The sequence below is a fragment of the Thiorhodovibrio frisius genome, assembly GCF_033954835.1.
Taxonomy (GTDB): Bacteria; Pseudomonadota; Gammaproteobacteria; order Chromatiales; family Chromatiaceae; genus Thiorhodovibrio; species Thiorhodovibrio frisius.
Genome location: NZ_CP121471.1, coordinates 4,604,632 through 4,621,121 on the forward strand (window position 1 = coordinate 4,604,632; position 16,490 = coordinate 4,621,121).

A 16,490-nucleotide genomic window follows, 5' to 3' on the forward strand; every position below is an offset into this window, starting at 1 on the left:
TTGCCGGGATCGGCGCTCCTGCTGATGACCGCTATCGCGCTGTCGCCGATGGTGATCGCCCAGGATGCCGCGCCGCAAGCAGCGGATGCCGCCGCGCCCGCCGCCGTGCAACCGGCAAATCCGCCAGCCGATCAGCCAGCCGATCAGCCAACTGATCAAGTAACCGACCAGTCGCCTAACCCGTCAACAAGTCCGCCAACAGGCCAGGCAATGGGCCAATCGGCCACGCAGTCGGCCAATGGCGCAGCACCCCTGCGCGCGGAGCAGGACCTGGCCAGCTTCCTGTACGGAAAGACCAGCATCATGCTGCAGGGTGCTCAGGCTCGGGCGAGTGTCACCCTGCCGCTGCCGGCAGCCTGGGATGTCCAGGCCTTCACGCTCAGGCTCAAATACCGCAACTCCGGCAGCCTGGTGCGCGACCGCTCGCAATTACGCGTGGCGCTGAATGGCCTGATCATCGGGCAATTCGCGCTCGACCCGGAACGCCCCGAAGGTGAGGCACGCATTCCTTTGCCGCGCGATCTGCTTGAGGTCGGTTCCAATTATCTCGAGTTCTCGGTCGCGCAGCACACCAATCGGCCGAGTTGCGAGGACCCGAGGGCACCCGAGCTTTGGACGCAGATTGATGCCAAGGCTTCGACTCTGACGCTTGAGTATCAGCGTCTGTTTCCGACTCTTAAACTCTCCGGCATCAATAACTTTGTCAAACGCCATCGCTGGGGACAAGGCCGTTTGCGCATCCTGATGCCGCTCACGGACGGCAAGGCCGATGCCGATCAGCTGCGCTGGGCGCGCTGGTGGCACAAGCAGCGGCGATTGGCCTGCTCTTCAATCCGCTCGAGTCTCGGCTCGAACCGCTGCACCCCTTTGCCAAGCAGGTCAACGCGCACTATGGCGACATCGTGCTGGTTGGAACCCGCGACCAGCTAAAAGGTGCGCTGGGAGCGGACTGGGCCGACACCGTCACCGATGCCTATCTGGGTATCCGTAGCAGCCAGGACCTTGCCGGCACGGCGGGCAAAGCCGCAGAACCCTGGGTGGCCCTGGTGGTTTCAGGCCGAGATGAAGCGGAGGTCACACGCGCGGCCACCGCCCTGGGTGTGATGCGCGAGCCACTGCCGGCTATGCCATCAGCCCTGATCAAAACACTGGAGCTGCCAGACATTCCCGACAACACCGGCCCGCACGCGCTGATCGACGGCGCCGTCGCCAGCTTTGCCGACCTGGGTGCGTCGACCACCACGCTGACCAGCCCCTTGTTGCCGGCAACACTCTTCTCCGGCGAGGGCGGCGATGTGCTGGCTGACTTGCCGACCTCGCTCGGGCTCAATTTCTGGGTGCCGGCGGGCTTCTTCCCGGGCCGACCGCTCGAAGGCGTGGTGACGCTGAATTTCTCCTATGGCGCGCGCCTGCGCGGCGACTCGGTGCTAAATCTGAGCTTGAACGGCATTTTCGTGCGTGCCATTCCGCTCGATCAGCCAGCCGGCAGCGTCGAACGCGGTTATGAGGTCCGCTTCCCGCTTAGTCTGCTGCGGCCGGGAAGCAATCAGCTCGATCTTTCGCCGATGCTGGTGCCTTCCTACACCGGTGAATGTGATCTGCGCCAGGGCGAGAACCTGCTGCTGACGATTGACGCCGAATCCAGCCTGCAACTGCCGCCGGTGCAGCGCCTCGCCACCCTGCCAGACCTGGAATTGCTCGCGCGTGCAGGCTACCCCTGGTTGCGTGATCCCACCGGCAGCGATCTTGCCGTGGAGTTGGGTGATGCCACTCCCGCCACCGCCTCCGCCGCCTGGACCCTGCTTGGCCGCATGGCGCAGATCACCGGAGTGCCGCTGTTTCGGGCCAGCATTGGTTCCAATATCGACGAGCAACAGCCCAACGAGGACCGCGATCTGCTGATGATCGGGGCCGTGCCGGTGCTGAAATCCAAGCTCTGCGCCGCCGGGCCCATCAGTTGCCGTGATGGTCAAGTCCGGATCGACTATCCGGTGCTGGAGGCAGTCATGCCCGCTAAACCGGATAAACAATGGGCCGAGCGTGGGCTCGCTGGCATCGAGAGCTGGTTCGATCCGCCCAAGGGCCGATTGGGCCGCTTTGATGCCCGATTCGGACTGACGGAACCCGAAAGTTCCACCCGGCCCTCAGGCGACCTGCTTGGCGAGCGCGGCGCACTCTTCAGTTTCGAGTCGCCCAACGCACCCGGGCGCGCCGTGCTGATGCTGACCGCGCGCACCCCAGAGCTCCTGCAAGAGCGCACCGCACGCCTGGTGCAACCGGACTTCTGGTACAACCTCAAAGGTGGAATGGTGCTTTGGGAGCAGACCGAGCAAAGCCTGTTCAGCCAGTCGCCGCGGCGCACCTTCACCGTTGGCGAAGTCAATACCGGCACCTGGCTGAATTATCTGCTCAGCGCCTATCCTGCCGCGCTCATCAGTGTGACATTGTTGCTGGCGGTGTTGCTCGCCTCACTGCTGTTCGTGGTTACCGGGCGTTTCCGCCGCCGCCGTCATCCGCAGGTACCTGAAGATGCTTGATGTCTTTCGTCGCTTCCACCGCATTCCTCGCACCCAAACTGGCGTTAATGATGGACTCCATGCTGATGCACATGCTCGTCCCGCCGGGGCTTTGGTGCCTCGCGCTTGGCGATCGATGCTGGCGCTGATAGTGGTGCCGATACTGGTGTTGACCCAGCCGGTGCGCGCCGCGACCGAGCCATCAGCAGACTGTCCAACCGCCGCCGACCCAGCCAACTGGCAGCGCTATGCCGCCCTGGTACTGGACAAGGACGGGCGGGTGCGCGACACCGGCAATGGTGGCATCTCGCATTCCGAGGGGCAGGGCTTCGGTATGCGACTTGCCTTCCATTACAACCAGCGCGAGGATTTCGCGCGCATCTGGCAATGGACGCAGAAGAATCTCTATGTGCGCGGCGATCATCTCGCCGCTTGGCGCTGGCGCCCGGATGCTGACCCCCACGTCGACGACAAAAACAATGCCACCGATGGGGATCTCTTCATCGCCTGGTCCCTGGCGCTGGCCGGACGCTGCTGGGACAAGCCGGAATATCTCAGCGCCGCGGGCAAGATCGCCGATGACATTCGCGCCAAGCTGGTCCGTCAGACCAAAGCCGGCGCACTGCTGCTGCCGGGCACCGAGGGGTTTGAGCACGATGAGACCCTGACGCTCAATCTGTCCTATTGGGTTTTTCCGGCCTTTGACGAGCTAGCCCAACTGCAACCGAAGGCCAAGGAATGGGCTGCGCTGATTGAATCCGGCGCCGACCTGATCGGCAAGCTGCGCTTCGGGCGCTGGCAACTGCCACCAGACTGGGTGGCCTGGTCCGAAGCGAATGGCTTCAGCCTGCCGGATCAGTTCCCGCCGCGCTTCAGCTATGACGCTGTGCGGGTGCCGCTGTATTGGATCTGGCACGGGCAGGCTGGCGAGCCCATCGCGCGCATTGGCGCTTACTGGCAGGGGCAGCAGGGCTGGGCCTGGCAGCCGGACTGGGTGGATCTCAAAACCGACGCCATCAGCAGCAACGCGGCCCCCCTAGGCATTGCCTCCATTGCTGGACTGACGCGCTTTGTTGCCACCAATGGCGATGAGAATCATGGCGTCGCGCTTCTGCGCCTGTCCGCCTTGCCAGATGACAAGGATTCCGGGCTCGACTACTACTCGGCCTCTTTGCGCCTGTTCACTGCCATGGCCGGCGAGGGCTGGTGCCGGCACTCGGGCAAAGATGGCCAAAGCCCCTGTCTCGGAACTTTCGGCGATGGGCAGTGATCCCGCCCGTGCGCTCCTGTCTGAGCGGGCGGTTTTGCTCGCCCTGATTCTTTGGACTGGCCTTCTCGGCTGCGGCCAGAGTGCGAATGCCCAGACCGATCAGAAAGATTCGACCGGACAACAAGCCAGTCCGCAGCAGGGTGCGACGGATGTGGTCCGCCCCGACCCAGGTGTCGAAGTCTCGACCGATGCACAGACCGTCGAATTATCAAGCGAGACAGCGGACGTACAAGTTCGCGAACAGAGGTCGAGCGTGGAAGTGCGCAATGCCCCGGACACCGAGGTGCGCTACACCCCACAACCGGGGCAGGACCTGCCGGAACTGCCAGCCGGGGCAGTACGGGCGGACCAACCCATCTACTCCGCCGGCCGCCGCGCCGAGCCAGCACTCTGGGCACTGTTAAATGCGGGGCGCTACGACGAATTGCAGCGCGACATCGCCCGGCTGCGCAATGAAGACCCGAACTGGCAGCCCCCGACCGAGTTGCTATTCTGGCTGGACCATCACCTGGCCGAGCAGGCGAAACCCTCCGCCCCAGCCGTAGCTGGCGAGCCCGCCGCGCCGGCAAGGCCCGATCCTTACGCCGAGGCACTGACCCGCGCCGGTCGCCAGCAAAGCCGCGGCCAGCCCGGAGCGGCACTCAACACCCTGAAGCCCTGGCTCAAGACGATGCAAGCGCGACGCGATGCCTCGGCCATGGCCCAGGTTGGCTGGGCGCGGCTCGCACTGGATCAGCCACAGCAGGCGCTGGCCGCCTTCCAACAAGCCTTGCGCTGGCGCGCGAGCAGCGAGGCGGCCAAAGGCGAACTGCTGGCGCTCTCCGCCCTCGGCGAGCCCGATCCGCTCCTGGCCCAGGCTGAGACCAGCACGCAACGCTGGCCCGCGCTGCGCAAGTCGGCCGCTGGCGCCCTGCGCGCGCTGGCGGTGCGAGAGCATCAGCAAGGCGATTATCAAGCGGCTGGACGCCTGTTGAGCGCGGCCCAGGGGCTCTCGCCCGCAGATCGCGACACCGAGATGCTCACCGGCTGGAACGACTTCAAGCTCGGCGACTATCGGCAAGCGACCGACACCTTCCAGGCGCTCTACCAAGCCGAGCCGGACAAGCCAAGTGCCGAGGGTCTGCTACAGAGCCTCGAGAAACTTGGCGACCGAGGCGAGCTGCGCGCGCTGGCACAAGCCCCTGGCCCACTGCGGGATCTGTGGCGACGTGAACAGGCCCAAACCCGCTTTGACCAGAGCCAGTTCCTGCGCGCCTACCGGCTCGACCCGAGCCTGAATCCGGCCCTTGAGAACATCGACAGCCCGGCACTGGCGCTCGGACTCGGCTGGCGCAGCCGCAGCGGCGATCCGGGCCTGAGCCGCCTGGATGAGCGCACCGAGCCACTGCTGCTGGCCAGCGGCTGGCTGGGTGAAGTCGGCCTGTCCTTGGCTGTCGAGCGCATTTCGCTGGATGCCGGCAGGCCAGATGCCGACGCCTTGCTCGGCTCCTGGCCATCGCGCCGCGCGCGGCAACAATCCTTGGGCCAGTTTTCAGAGTGGCAAGCCGCTCGCCGCGACAACCAGGTCGAGGGCGGCCTGAGCTGGATGCTGAGCCTGAACGATCAGCGCCTGCAACTTGGGAACTGGCAACTGGTTGCCGCCATCGGCCAGACACCGACCGAAGGGGCACTACCGGCGGGCTGGCAGGGTCTGCTCGGCGTCGAGCGGCGCCAGTCAAACTTCGCCTGGACGGCCACCTTCGAGCATCTCCCGCTGCGCGAATCCCTGCTGTCCTACACCGGCATGGTGGATCCTGTCACCGGCGATGCCTGGGGGCGGGTGTCGCGCACCGGTGTCTCACTCGACGGCTGGATGTTGCTCAATCCCGATTGGACCCTGAGCGGTCTGCTGCGGGCGCACGCGTATCGCGGCACCGACGTGGAAGACAATTTTGGCATTGAGGCCGGCCTGTCACTCGCGCGCAACCTGAATCACCCCGACTTCGCCTATCTGACCCTGGGGCCGGCCCTGGAATACCGGCACTTCGAGCGCAACCTCAACCACTTCACCTGGGGCCACGGCGGCTACTACAGCCCCGACCTCGACCTCGGCGTGATGCTGGCGCTCGATTTTCAGACCCGCGAGGCCGCGCACTGGTTGGTACGCGGCTCCGCTCGCGCCGGCTGGCGCATGCAGAATGAAGCCGAAAGTCCCTGGTATCCACTCGGCCTGCCACAAAATGGACTCTCAGCAGGCTTGCTGGACCCAGGCATCAATGGAACCTACGCCGATTCGCGCAAACAGGGGTTGGGCGGCTCACTGCGCCTGGAGGGCATAATGCGCCTCAGCTCATACTGGCAGCTCGGCGGAACCCTGTCAGCCGACTACAGCCCCCAGTTCGATGAATTCAGCGGCATGCTCTTCGTCCGCCGCCTTTTCCGTCCCAGACCGGCCGTCTTCAGCAGCGATCTGCTGTCCGAGAGCATTTTACCCTGATTCGGGTTTTGTCTAGCTAACGCTCATGGTCCCGGTCAGCCCGGAGAATGAATCCATGACATACACGGTGAAGAGAGCGAAGAGGCCGCGTTTCGCGAATCATCTTCGCTCAGCCTGATTCGCCTGAAGTACACCACCCTGCCGGCTTTGCACCGGCAAGATGGTGCTGAGCTCGATCAGACAGCTCAGGCGACGGCTTTAGCAGGAATGCTCACAGCGGCGGATTTATCGCCGTCCTTTTTGCCGCCACAGCTTTTGCCGTCACCAGCCGTGGCTGTTCCCAGAGCACCAAAAGCGAGGATAAGGCCAAATGCCAGCGTGCCGAGCAGGTTCATGTTGCGCGTTTTCATCAGTACTTCCTCCGTCCGAAGCAGGATAAGCCAAAGGCTAGATTTTGAAGGATTCGAAAGAGCGAATTGCGAATTCGCAACCGCCTCGAAGCCTTAGCTATGGCCTGCGGCGAGATTTCCAAGACCTTCGTCCACCAAGACAGCGGCGTTATACTTTGGCAAAACTTGCCAATCGGGAGCGGGCAACCATGGCGACAATCAACATTTCCCTTTCGGATGATCTGCGCGACTTTGTCAACGAGCAGGTCGTGGCGTCAAGCTATACCAGCACCAGTGAATACCTCCGCCAGCTGATCCGTGAGCACCGCGAAGTGGTGAGATTTCGCACCCTGATCGACGATGGTGCCTGCTCCCCAATAGAAGGCGAGTTTGACAAGGGGTATTTCGACGATCTGCGGAGCCGTGCCAAGCACCGAACGACTGCTACCTGATCGGCAGGCCTGATGGCTAAGCCCGTTATCCGCCGCGAGCGCTCACGCAAAGACCTGGAGGAAGCGGCTGATTTTCATTTTGCCCAGGGCGGCGAGGCTCTGGAGTTGAGGTTTATCGATGCCATCGAGCGATCTTGCAGAGCGATCGTGGAGATGGCGCCCCTTGAGGAAAAATAGAACGGGAAGTTTATGATTTCCGATCTGGTTGCTCGAGGGCATAGCGGTTGCGCCCCAGTGATTTGGCCAGGTAAAGCTGTTTGTCGGCGGCGGCGGTGAGTTGCTCGGGTTGCAGGCTTTGGGTGCAGTAGCAGCTGACCAGGCCGAGGCTGACGGTGACATGGGGGGCGGTGGGCGAGGTCTCGTGCGGGATTTTGAGTGCGATGACGTTGGTGCGGATGCGCTCGGCGATGGCGGTGACATCTTCGAGCGCGCCGGTGTCGGGCAGGATGCAGGCAAACTCCTCGCCACCGTAGCGGGCGGCCAGATCGGTGGCGCGCAACAGGGAGCCATGTATGGAGCAGGCGATGGCGCGCAGGCAGTCGTCGCCGCGTAGATGGCCGTAGGTGTCGTTGTAGAGCTTGAAGTGGTCGATATCGAGCATGATGACCGTAAGCGGCTCGTGGCTGCGCAGGTGGCGCTGCACTTCGCGCTCCAGCACTTCGTCGAAGCGCCGGCGGTTGGCCAGGCCGGTCAGGCCGTCGGTGGTGGCGAGTTCGGTCAGGCGGTCGCGCGCGCGCTTGAGCTCGATGTGATTGCCGACCCGCATGCGCACGATCTGGGGGTTAATCGGCTTGGTGATGTAGTCCACCGCACCCAGCGCCAGGCCGCGCGTCTCGGTCTCGATATCGTCGCGCCCGGTGATGAAGATGACTGGAATATCGGCGGTGTGAGGCTCGGTTTTCAGGCGCGCGCAGATCTCGAAGCCGTCCATGCCGGGCAGCATAATATCGAGCAGGATCAGGTCGGGGTTGGTGCTGGCGGCCAGCTCCAGTGCTTTGGCGCCGTCGGTGGCGAAGAGCACTTCATGGTCGTCCATGAATATCTTGGCAATCAGCTCGATGTTGAGGGTCTCATCATCGACGATCAAAATCCGTGGCTGGTTCATGCGCGTGTGGTCGGGTGATTGGAGGGCGATTGGGTGACGATAGCCACAGTCTAAATCGAAGCCTAAGAAGAAACCGGAGGAGATGACTGGCCTTAACTCTCACGTAGGAGTGGGAGCAGGAGCCTGAGCAGAAACAGCAGCAGAATCCGTCCTTAAAATGTCCACGATAGAACCGAGGTGCTTGCTTGCATTAGGAAAGTCCAGTCTGGCGAGCGCGGCGGCCAGTGCTTCGATGTCCGGGGAGCTGATGCGCGCTTCCAGGGATTGTCGCAGGTTCTGAAAGTCTAGGCGCGCATCAACAGCATTTATGTCTAGCTTGTCACGCAAATGTTGCAGGGCTTCGTCGAGGTCTGTTTGAGACAGCTTCGCGACATCGCTCGCCGGATCGGGCGCGGCGGCGGGAATGCGGACCTCGCCGAGCAGTTGGCGGGCAGCGCTCAGCGCGGCGGGCAGCAGGGTTTCCAGGTGCGCAAGAGCGCTGGCGAGTGACGCGGGTAAATTGGACTCAAGCGGCTGGGTATTCGAGCTCTCCGGGAGCGATTCGGCCGTGGCTTCGATGGCGGCTTCCAGCTCGCGCGCCGCGCGGGCGAGTGACTCCAAGGCCAGGGTCGCGGCGGAACCTTTGAGCGAATGCGCCCGCAGCCGCGCCTGCGCCCAGTGCCCGTCTTGCAGGTGCGCGCGCAGCTCTGGAACCAAGTCCGCAAACTCGGCAACGAAGGTATCGATCAGCTTGACCAGCAGGGCGAGGTCGTCGTTGCAGCGGTGCAGCGCGGCGGCGATCTCAAAGGGCGGACAGTCACGCAGCGGCGGCGGGCCGGCTGAGTTATCCGCGCTTGCATGCCCGGCTTCGCGGGTCATCGGCCAACCCGTCGGCTGTCCGGTCGCCCGCTCCACCGGCCAATCCGTCGCCCCGGCGCTGGCCAACTCCGCGCGCAGCCAGCGTGCCAGGGTGGCGACCAGCTTGTCCAGGTCAATCGGCTTGGTGAGATGCGCGTCCATCCCGGCAGCCAGGCTCTTGGCCTCATCGCCGCGCAGGGCATGCGCCGTCATCGCGATGATGGGGAGATGCGACTGGTCGGCTTGGCGCTCTTCCCAGGCGCGAATGCGTCGGGTGGCGGTGAGGCCATCCATGCCCGGCATCTGGATGTCCATCAGCACCAGGTCGAAGGGCTCTGCGGTGACGCGGGCGACGGCGGCTTCACCGCTGTCGGCGGTCGCGATGCTCGCCCCGAAGGGTCGCAGCAGCTCCTCAATCAGCACCCGGTTCACCCGGTTGTCGTCAACCACCAGCAGCCGGCGACCGTGCAGGTCGAGCGCTGGCGCTTCGGCGGGGACTGGCTCGTGATGGGTTGCGGAATCCGCGACCCGTTCGAACGCTAGAGCGAAGCCGAAGGTGCTGCCTTGCCCCAACTCGCTCCTGACCCAGAGTGTGCCGCCCATGCGTTCGACCAGCTCCCGGCTGATGGCCAGCCCGAGTCCGGTGCCGCCATAACGGCGGGTGATTGAGCTGTCGCCCTGGGCGAAAGGTTCGAACAGCCGCGCCATCTGCTCCTCGCTCATGCCGACGCCGGTATCTCTCACCTCGAAGTCCAGCGTGATTGCTTCAGGCTGCTCCGGGGTGGCCTCGTGCTCTTTTGGCCCAGCGGCAGGCGCGACACGCAGTACCACCTGACCCTGCGTAGTGAATTTGATCGCATTGTTGATCAGGTTGATCAGCACCTGCCCGAGGCGCAAGCGGTCGCCCTGGACTTGGTTGGGCAGATCGGGGGCCAGCTCCAGGCGCAGGGCGACGCCCTTCTCCTGTGCCTTGACGCACAAGAGCCGCTCAACCTGAGCGAGCGCCGAGCGCAGGTGGAAGGGTGCATGCTCGAGCACCAGCTTGTTCGCTTCGATTTTCGAGAAGTCCAGAATATCGTCGATGATGAGCAGCAGGCTTTGGGCGGCTGTCTGGATTTCGTTTAGGTAGTTGCGCTGATGGTCGGTCAGCTCGGTACGCAGTGTCAGGTGTGTCATACCAAGGACGGCATTCATCGGCGTGCGGATTTCGTGGCTCATGTTGGCGAGGAACTGGCTCTTGGCGCGATTGGCCGCCTCGGCACGCTCGGCCATGGTCATGGCCTCCTGACTGGAGGCGCGCAGGGCGCGGTTGGCCCGCTCCAGCTCCTGGCGGGAGGCTTCGATCACGGCTTCCGCGCGCTTGCGCTCGCCGACATCCTCAAACACCGCGATGCCACCTGAGATGCGACCAGCATCGTCGTATAGCGGCGCCACGCGCCCCGAGAGCCACACCTCGGCCTCGCTGATGGTGGCGCGATACAGCCCCTCGAACAGACCTTCCTCGCCAGTGAGCGCGGCCTGCAATGCCGGAATCAGGCCTCGATCACGTAGCTTGCTGAGGTCGAGACCGATCAGCCGCTCGCGCGAAGTTTGCAGGATAGTCGCCAGGCGCTGGTTGCAGTCGAGCAGTTGCAGATCCTGATCGAACAGAAACACGCCGGCCGGGGAGCGCTCGAACAGCAGCCGGTAGCGACGCTCGCTGGCGCGCAAAGCCAGCTCAGCCGCCCGGCGCGCGGAGATGTCGCGGGTGACACCGTAGTAACCGCTGATCTGGCCCTGATCATCGCGCATGGGCGCGACATTGATCTCAGTCCAGAGCCAGCCACCGTTCTTGCATTTCTGCTCCAGCTCATAGCATTGGGTGCTGGTGGACTTGGCCTGGGATTCGCGCTCCAGACGCTGGGCGTTGGCCTGCTGGATCTGCTCAATGCCCTCGGGCTTGAGCAGGCTCCAGACGGTCTGGCCAAGCACCTCCTCGCGCGGGAAGCCGCGCAGGCGCTCATCGGCCAGGCTGATGTAGGTGAAGCGCAGATCACTGTCGAGATGCCAGATGATGTCGCTTGAGTGCTCGGTGAGATGGCGGAATTTCTCCTCGCTTTGGCTCAGCTCGTGGCGAATTCGCGCACTCTCTGCCAGGCTCGCGCGCAGGCGGCGATTGATGCGCCGGAACTGCCAGGTAATAGCGAAGCTGAGCAGGATGAGCACCAGCGCGCCGCCCATGGAAAGCCGCAGCCAGGCGGGCAGTGCGCCGCGTTCGGGCGCGCCATAGAGCATGTCCGCGACCGGAAAGTCGCGTTCCAGCATGCCAAGATCGGCATAGACGGCGGCGATGTGCTGCCAGCGACCGGGGTTCATATAGCCGATCTCGACCAGATCGGCGCGAATCAGCTTGGCGGTCTGCTCGGCCTCGAAGGTCAGGAAGGCCCGGCTCGGTGGCGGGTCGCTGATGTCGCGCGCCAGAATGTCGTCTATGACCTCTTGGGGGTGAGCGAGCGCATAGGCCCAGCCGCGCAGACTGGCGTCGAGAAAGGCGGCGACCCGACTCGGATGCCGGTCGAGTTCGGCCTCGCTGGTGAAGAGATTGTCGCCGTAGAAGTCGATCCCGGCCGAGCGCGGCGAGAAGATGGAAAACGGCAGCTCGGCCTGTTGCAGAAAGAACACCTCGTTGGTTGAGTAGGCGGAAATGGCCTGGGCGCGGCCCTCGATCAGATCGCGGAAGTCAAATTGGTGCTCGATGATATCGATGGTGTCGAGCGGCACGTCCTCGGCCGCCAGATAGGCGAGCAGTTCCTCGGCCTGGCGCTCGATCATCACCGGCTTGCCGGCCAGATCATGGATGCTTTGCAGGTCGTTATCGCGCCGCGCGAGCAGCACCAGCGGCGAGTGCTGAAAGATGGTCGCCAGCGCCACCACCGGCTGCCCGGCGGCGCGCGCAAGCAACAGGCTGCTGGTGCCGATGCCGAATTGCGCCCGACCGCTGACCACCTCGGCCACCACGTCGGTGTCGGGGCGGGCTTCGACCAGCTCGACCTCCAGCCCGGCGTCACGATAGTAGCCTTGGCTCTGGGCGGCGTAGTAGCCCGCGAACTGGAAGGCGTGGGTCCATTTGAGCTGCACCCGCACCGGCTCGAGCGCGATGCCGGGGGCGGCGTGCAGCAGCAGGGCGGCGAGCAGGCCGGCTAGCAGCCCGTGTTGGCGCATGCGGCAGCTGGTGATCTTCATGCCTCAGTGCTCTCGGCCTTGCCGCCATGGAGGCGATTGAGCAGCTGACCTGCGGCGGCGAAATCGAGCCGCTCGATCGCGTCGGCCAGATCGTCCAGCGCCAGCGGGTCGCTTGCCTGCGCCAGCAGCGGGCGCAGCTCGGCAAAGGTGCGCCGCGCGCTGATCCGATTGGCCGCAAGCTGCTCGCGCAGCTCCGCCAGACGCGGGCCGATGAGGGCGATGGAAGCTGGGGACGGGGCCTGATCGATTGCCTGGGTTGTTTGCCGGTTCGTTGCTGGGCTCGCTTCTGGGCCTGCTTCTGGGCCTGCTTCTGGGCCTGCTTCTGGGCTGGCGTCTGGAGCCTGTTCGGGTTCATGCGCCGGCGCCCTGTCGCACAGCGCTTGTGCGGCCGCGAGCGCGGCGGCGAGTTGCTCGCTCAAGCGTTCGAGTGCTGCGTCCTTGTGCGCGGCTGTGTGTGACGGAGCGGCACCTTCCTCCCGCGCCGACAGCGCCTTTTCAAGCCCGGCGGCGGTGCTGGCGAGCTCGCCGAGTCCGAGAGTGGCAGCGTTGCTCTTAAGAGCATGGAGTTGCTCGCTCGCGGCCCGTGCATGACCGGCCGCAAGCGCGTCGCGGATCTGCGCATCGGCCTGCTCAAAGCCCTCGACAAAGCGCGCGATCAGCCGCAGCAGCAGGCGCTGATTGCCGCTGCAACGGGCGCTCGCCGCGCGCAAATCAAACGGCGGCCAGTCCTCAGGCAGCAAACCCCCGGTATCCGGCGCTCGGTCGGGTTGCTGGAGCTCAGGGTCGCGCGGCTTGTCGTTGGCCAGAGCGAGCGCGGTGTCCGCATGCGCTGGGGCTGGATGTGCGGTGTCCGGATGCGCTGGGGCCGGATGCGCGGTGTCCGGATGCGCTGGGGCCGGATGTGCGGTGTCCGGATGCGCTGGGCCCGGCGGCAGCCAGCGCTTGAGCATGGTGGACAGGCTGACAGGGTCGACGGGCTTGGTCAGGTGATCGTTCATGCCCGCGGTCAGGCTCTTGGCGCGATCTGCGGTGAGTGCATGGGCGGTCAGCGCGATGATGGGAACGCCCGGCGCCTGTTTCCCTTCGGCGCGACGGATGCGGCGGGTCGCCTCGAGTCCGTCCAGCTCCGGCATCTGAATGTCCATAAAAATCAGGTCGAAGCGCTGCGTCAGCGCGAGCTCGACGCCGGTCAGCCCGTCGGTTGCCGTGGTGACCCGGACGCCCAGCTCGGCGAGCAGCGCCTTGGCCAGTTCGAGGTTGAGTCGGTTGTCCTCCACCACCAGCACATGGCGACCGCGCAGGCGCGCCCGGTCTAGGGCGGACAGCTCTGGCGCGCCTGGGGGCGCGGAGGCGGCCTCGGCGCGCGAGTGCGGCGGCATCCGCGCCGGTTCGCGGTCGACACGCAGGCGCACGGTGAAGCGGAAGCAGCTGCCCTGCCCGGGTGTGCTCTCGACCTCGATGCGACCGCCCATGCGCTCGATCAAACTCTTGCTGATGGCGAGCCCGAGCCCGGCGCCCCCATAGCGGCGGGTGGTGGAGCTGTCTCCCTGGGAGAAGACCGTGAACAGACGCGGAACCTCCTGCTTGTCGATGCCGATACCGGTGTCCCAGACCTCAAACTGAAGCACCCGCTCCTCGGCCTCAGGCGCGGCTGGCAAGGCCGCGACGCGCACGCCAACCGCTCCCTGCTCGGTGAACTTCACCGCGTTGCTGGCGAGGTTGGTCAGCACCTGGCCCAGGCGCAGCGAGTCGCCGATAAACGTTGTCGGTGTGCCGGGCGCGACCTCCAGGTGCAGCGCGAGCCCCTTGCGCTCGGCCGGCTCGCGGATCACGGCCCTGAGGGTGTCGAGCAGAGAGTCCAGCACGAAGGGCCGCTGCTCGAACTCCAGGCGCTCGGCCTCGATCTTGGAGAAGTCGAGGATGTCGTTCAGCAGCGCCAGCAGTTGCTGGGCCGCCGTCATGGTCATGTCGAGGTGCTCGCGTTGCTCCGGGTCGACGGCCTTGCGCTGTGCGAGGTAGGTCATGCCAATGACCGCATTCATGGGCGTGCGAATCTCGTGGCTCATGTTGGCCAGGAAGCGGCTCTTGGCTTGGTTGGCCGCATCGGCCTCCGCCGCCATGGCGTTGGCGTGCTGGATCGACTGATTGAGCGCCTGGTTCAGCCGCTCCTGTGCCTCGCGCGCCTGGCGCTCGCCGAGATACTGCTGGTAGCGACCGAGGGTGGCGGCAAAGTTATCGGCCGCGAGTTGCAGCAGCGCGCGCTCAGTCGGGCTGAAGGAGCGCTCGCGCTCGGTATCGTCGAAGCCGACAAAGCCAATCAGCTCGCCATCGACACGCATCGGCTGCATCACACAGGCATTGATGGATTGGGCTTGCAGTAGCTCGCGCGCATCGGCCATGGGTGGTGGCAGCGCGTCGAAGGAGCTGAGGTAGAGTGGCTCGCCGACCAGGAATTGGTCGATCAGACCGGGGAAGGTTTCGAAGGGTACGTTCTGTAGTTCGTCGATCTTGCACTGGACACCCTCGCGACACCATTCGTGCGTGTTTGACCAGGTTCTGGCATTGAGGTCGTTGCTGAAGATGTAGGCGCGACCCGCGTTCAGATGGGTGCCGAGGATTTCCAGACAGCGCGTCAGTCCCTCGTCGATGGTGTCAATCCGTAGGCTGGCATTCGCGAGTGCGAGGCGTGAGGCGATGGCGTGGAAGTCGGTAATTTCTTGCAGGCGCGACTCCGCCTGTTTGCGCTCGGTGATGTTCACGATGATGCCGTCGAGCCACTCGAGCCGCCCGTCTTCGGCATAACAGCCGCGTCCGGTTTCCTGCACCCAGAGGCTGCCCCCGTCGCGATGAATGATCCGATAGCTGAGCTCGAAGGGCTTGCGCGCGCTCACGGCCCACTGCACTTGTTCAGTGACACTGTCGCGATCCTCGGGGTGGATCAGGTCCCCGTAGCGGCGCGGCTCCTCGGCCAGAAAGTCCGCTGCCGGGTAGCCACTCAGGACCTCGATGCCGTCGCTGATGTAGTCCATGGGCCAGCCCGGCTCGTTCAGGCAACGGTAGACCACGCCAGGCACACTTTGGACAAGCGAGCGAAATTTGTACTCGCTTTCGCGCAGGGCACGCTCCTTGGCCCGGGTCAGATTCAAATTGGCCGACAGCGCGGCGGCCGCCTGGGCCTGACGGCGCAGCAGGTACAGCAGGCTCGCGAGCAGTGCGCTCAGCACCACGGCCGCCAGGGCCCAGCTCAGCATCTGCTGGCGGCGGTGATTGGCAATGGCAGCCATTACAGGCGCGATGTCCTCGCTGATCATCACCGCCAATGGCCAGTCCACCATGGTGCGCACCGAGACCATGCGCGGTGCCCCGCCGTTGGAGGTCAAAACCGCCGACGCCGTGGCACTATCCGCCTGCATCAGCTCGACCGCTTCTGGCGCGATGTAGTCGCCCGCCCGGGGCTGGTCAGGCTGCTGAACAATGATTTCGCCCGCACTGGTGGTAATGGTCACCCCGGTGCCAGCCAGGCGGTCCGCAACGGCCATGGCCTCAGCCAACCACTCGACATCCATGATGGCCACTACAGCGCCGGCGAATTGGCCCTGCCCGTCGAGCACCGGGCGACTCAGTGCGAGAAAATAATGGTCGGGATAGATGCGCGAGTCCATTAACTCGGAAAGCAAGGCGTGGTCGCGCGGGTCCTCGCGATGGCGGACGAAATAGCTGCGATCAGCCACCGTCGGCGGCTTGCCCTCGGACGCCCAGGCGATGATCCGCCCGGTGCGGTCGAGCAGCAGGAAGTCGAGCACCACCGGCACCTGATCATCGTGCGGTCGCAGCATGGCCGCCGCCATTGCAGGTCCGTTGGTCATGGGGTTGATCTGGCGAATCTGCACCAGCGTGCGGTCAAGCTCGGCCAAACGCGCGAGCACCAGCGACTCTTCGGTAAGCGCCAAGCCCTCGGTGCGGGCGCGCGCGCTCTGCAGTAGATGCTCGGAAAAGTCGCGCGTGCCGATGAGATACTGGCTGACCGCCAGGCCGAACAGCAGCAGCCAGAGGAGCACAATCGCGAGAAGGGACAGCCGCTCACCGCGCACGCGCCTGGCAGCGGTGCCAGTGCTCATGGTCTCGGCCACCCGGGAGACTGAATCCCCGTGATTCATGGAACCGCCCGTCGCAAGCGGCGGCGGGTCGGGCCTGGGGGCCGAGCTAGAGTTGGGCAATGGATGTTCCACACGCCGATTCTAGACCGAACCAGGGCTTTTCGCTCAAGCCCCACAGACCTCTGA

10 protein-coding genes are annotated in these 16,490 nt (G+C 64.8%); 6 read left to right on the forward strand and 4 right to left on the reverse strand.

Features of this window, described 5'->3' with window-relative positions; translation table 11 throughout:
- Positions 1 to 24 precede the first annotated feature (24 nt).
- The 4 genes from Thiofri_RS21075 to Thiofri_RS21090 all read left to right on the forward strand — a co-directional run bounded on the left by Thiofri_RS21075 (position 25) and on the right by Thiofri_RS21090 (position 6,262).
- Positions 25 to 930 carry a cellulose biosynthesis cyclic di-GMP-binding regulatory protein BcsB gene (locus tag Thiofri_RS21075; RefSeq protein WP_323705712.1) on the forward strand — a complete coding sequence of 302 codons (906 nt, stop codon included), beginning with the start codon at positions 25 to 27 and terminating at the stop codon, positions 928 to 930.
- Entirely contained in the window at positions 903 to 2,537 is a 1,635-nt protein-coding gene (locus Thiofri_RS21080) for a cellulose biosynthesis cyclic di-GMP-binding regulatory protein BcsB (protein WP_323706239.1), read from the forward strand. Before Thiofri_RS21075 ends, Thiofri_RS21080 begins: the two co-directional genes overlap by 28 nt.
- 115 nt (positions 2,538 to 2,652) lie before the next feature.
- Positions 2,653 to 3,786: a glycosyl hydrolase family 8 gene (locus tag Thiofri_RS21085; protein ID WP_009148117.1), complete on the forward strand. Its 1,134-nt coding sequence runs from the start codon at positions 2,653 to 2,655 to the stop codon at positions 3,784 to 3,786.
- Positions 3,743 to 6,262, forward strand: coding sequence for a cellulose synthase subunit BcsC-related outer membrane protein (locus Thiofri_RS21090; RefSeq protein ID WP_323705713.1), 2,520 nt, complete (start codon positions 3,743 to 3,745; stop codon positions 6,260 to 6,262). Before Thiofri_RS21085 ends, Thiofri_RS21090 begins: the two co-directional genes overlap by 44 nt.
- A gap of 185 nt (positions 6,263 to 6,447) precedes the next feature.
- On the opposite strand, the gene Thiofri_RS21095 is transcribed toward Thiofri_RS21090, so the two are convergent.
- The gene (locus Thiofri_RS21095; RefSeq protein WP_009148119.1) at positions 6,448 to 6,612 is read right to left on the reverse strand and encodes a hypothetical protein; all 165 of its coding nucleotides are present in this window, start codon (positions 6,610 to 6,612) and stop codon (positions 6,448 to 6,450) included.
- 188 nt (positions 6,613 to 6,800) lie between these two features.
- Here Thiofri_RS21095 and Thiofri_RS21100 point away from each other — a divergent pair, with 188 nt between their 5' ends.
- Entirely contained in the window at positions 6,801 to 7,043 is a 243-nt protein-coding gene (locus Thiofri_RS21100; RefSeq protein ID WP_009148120.1) for a ribbon-helix-helix domain-containing protein, read from the forward strand.
- A gap of 12 nt (positions 7,044 to 7,055) precedes the next feature.
- Positions 7,056 to 7,220 (forward strand): hypothetical protein, encoded by a 165-nt coding sequence (locus tag Thiofri_RS21105; protein WP_009148121.1) that lies wholly within the window; start codon positions 7,056 to 7,058, stop codon positions 7,218 to 7,220.
- A gap of 10 nt (positions 7,221 to 7,230) precedes the next feature.
- Here Thiofri_RS21105 and Thiofri_RS21110 read toward each other — a convergent pair whose 3' ends face one another.
- The 3 genes from Thiofri_RS21110 to Thiofri_RS21120 all read right to left on the reverse strand — a co-directional run bounded on the left by Thiofri_RS21110 (position 7,231) and on the right by Thiofri_RS21120 (position 16,364).
- Positions 7,231 to 8,148 (reverse strand): diguanylate cyclase, encoded by a 918-nt coding sequence (locus Thiofri_RS21110; RefSeq protein ID WP_009148122.1) that lies wholly within the window; start codon positions 8,146 to 8,148, stop codon positions 7,231 to 7,233.
- 99 nt (positions 8,149 to 8,247) lie between these two features.
- Positions 8,248 to 12,207 (reverse strand): ABC transporter substrate-binding protein, encoded by a 3,960-nt coding sequence (locus tag Thiofri_RS21115; RefSeq protein WP_009148123.1) that lies wholly within the window; start codon positions 12,205 to 12,207, stop codon positions 8,248 to 8,250.
- On the reverse strand, positions 12,204 to 16,364 hold the full coding sequence (locus Thiofri_RS21120; protein ID WP_009148124.1) for an ATP-binding protein: 4,161 nt from the start codon (positions 16,362 to 16,364) through the stop codon (positions 12,204 to 12,206). The genes Thiofri_RS21115 and Thiofri_RS21120 overlap by 4 nt, the downstream gene beginning before the upstream one ends.
- Positions 16,365 to 16,490: the final 126 nt, after the last annotated feature.

What these genes read in the sequence shown, in the direction of transcription:
- Thiofri_RS21075 (WP_323705712.1), top strand. Translation starts at nt 25, where the DNA reads ATGACCGCTATCGCGCTGTCGCCGATGGTGATCGCCCAGGATGCCGCG.
- Thiofri_RS21085 (WP_009148117.1), top strand. Translation starts at nt 2,653, where the DNA reads ATGCTGGCGCTGATAGTGGTGCCGATACTGGTGTTGACCCAGCCGGTG.
- Thiofri_RS21090 (WP_323705713.1), top strand. Translation starts at nt 3,743, where the DNA reads ATGGCCAAAGCCCCTGTCTCGGAACTTTCGGCGATGGGCAGTGATCCC.
- Thiofri_RS21095 (WP_009148119.1), bottom strand. Translation starts at nt 6,612, where the DNA reads ATGAAAACGCGCAACATGAACCTGCTCGGCACGCTGGCATTTGGCCTT.
- Thiofri_RS21100 (WP_009148120.1), top strand. Translation starts at nt 6,801, where the DNA reads ATGGCGACAATCAACATTTCCCTTTCGGATGATCTGCGCGACTTTGTC.
- Thiofri_RS21105 (WP_009148121.1), top strand. Translation starts at nt 7,056, where the DNA reads ATGGCTAAGCCCGTTATCCGCCGCGAGCGCTCACGCAAAGACCTGGAG.
- Thiofri_RS21110 (WP_009148122.1), bottom strand. Translation starts at nt 8,148, where the DNA reads ATGAACCAGCCACGGATTTTGATCGTCGATGATGAGACCCTCAACATC.
- Thiofri_RS21115 (WP_009148123.1), bottom strand. Translation starts at nt 12,207, where the DNA reads ATGAAGATCACCAGCTGCCGCATGCGCCAACACGGGCTGCTAGCCGGC.
- Thiofri_RS21120 (WP_009148124.1), bottom strand. Translation starts at nt 16,364, where the DNA reads ATGAATCACGGGGATTCAGTCTCCCGGGTGGCCGAGACCATGAGCACT.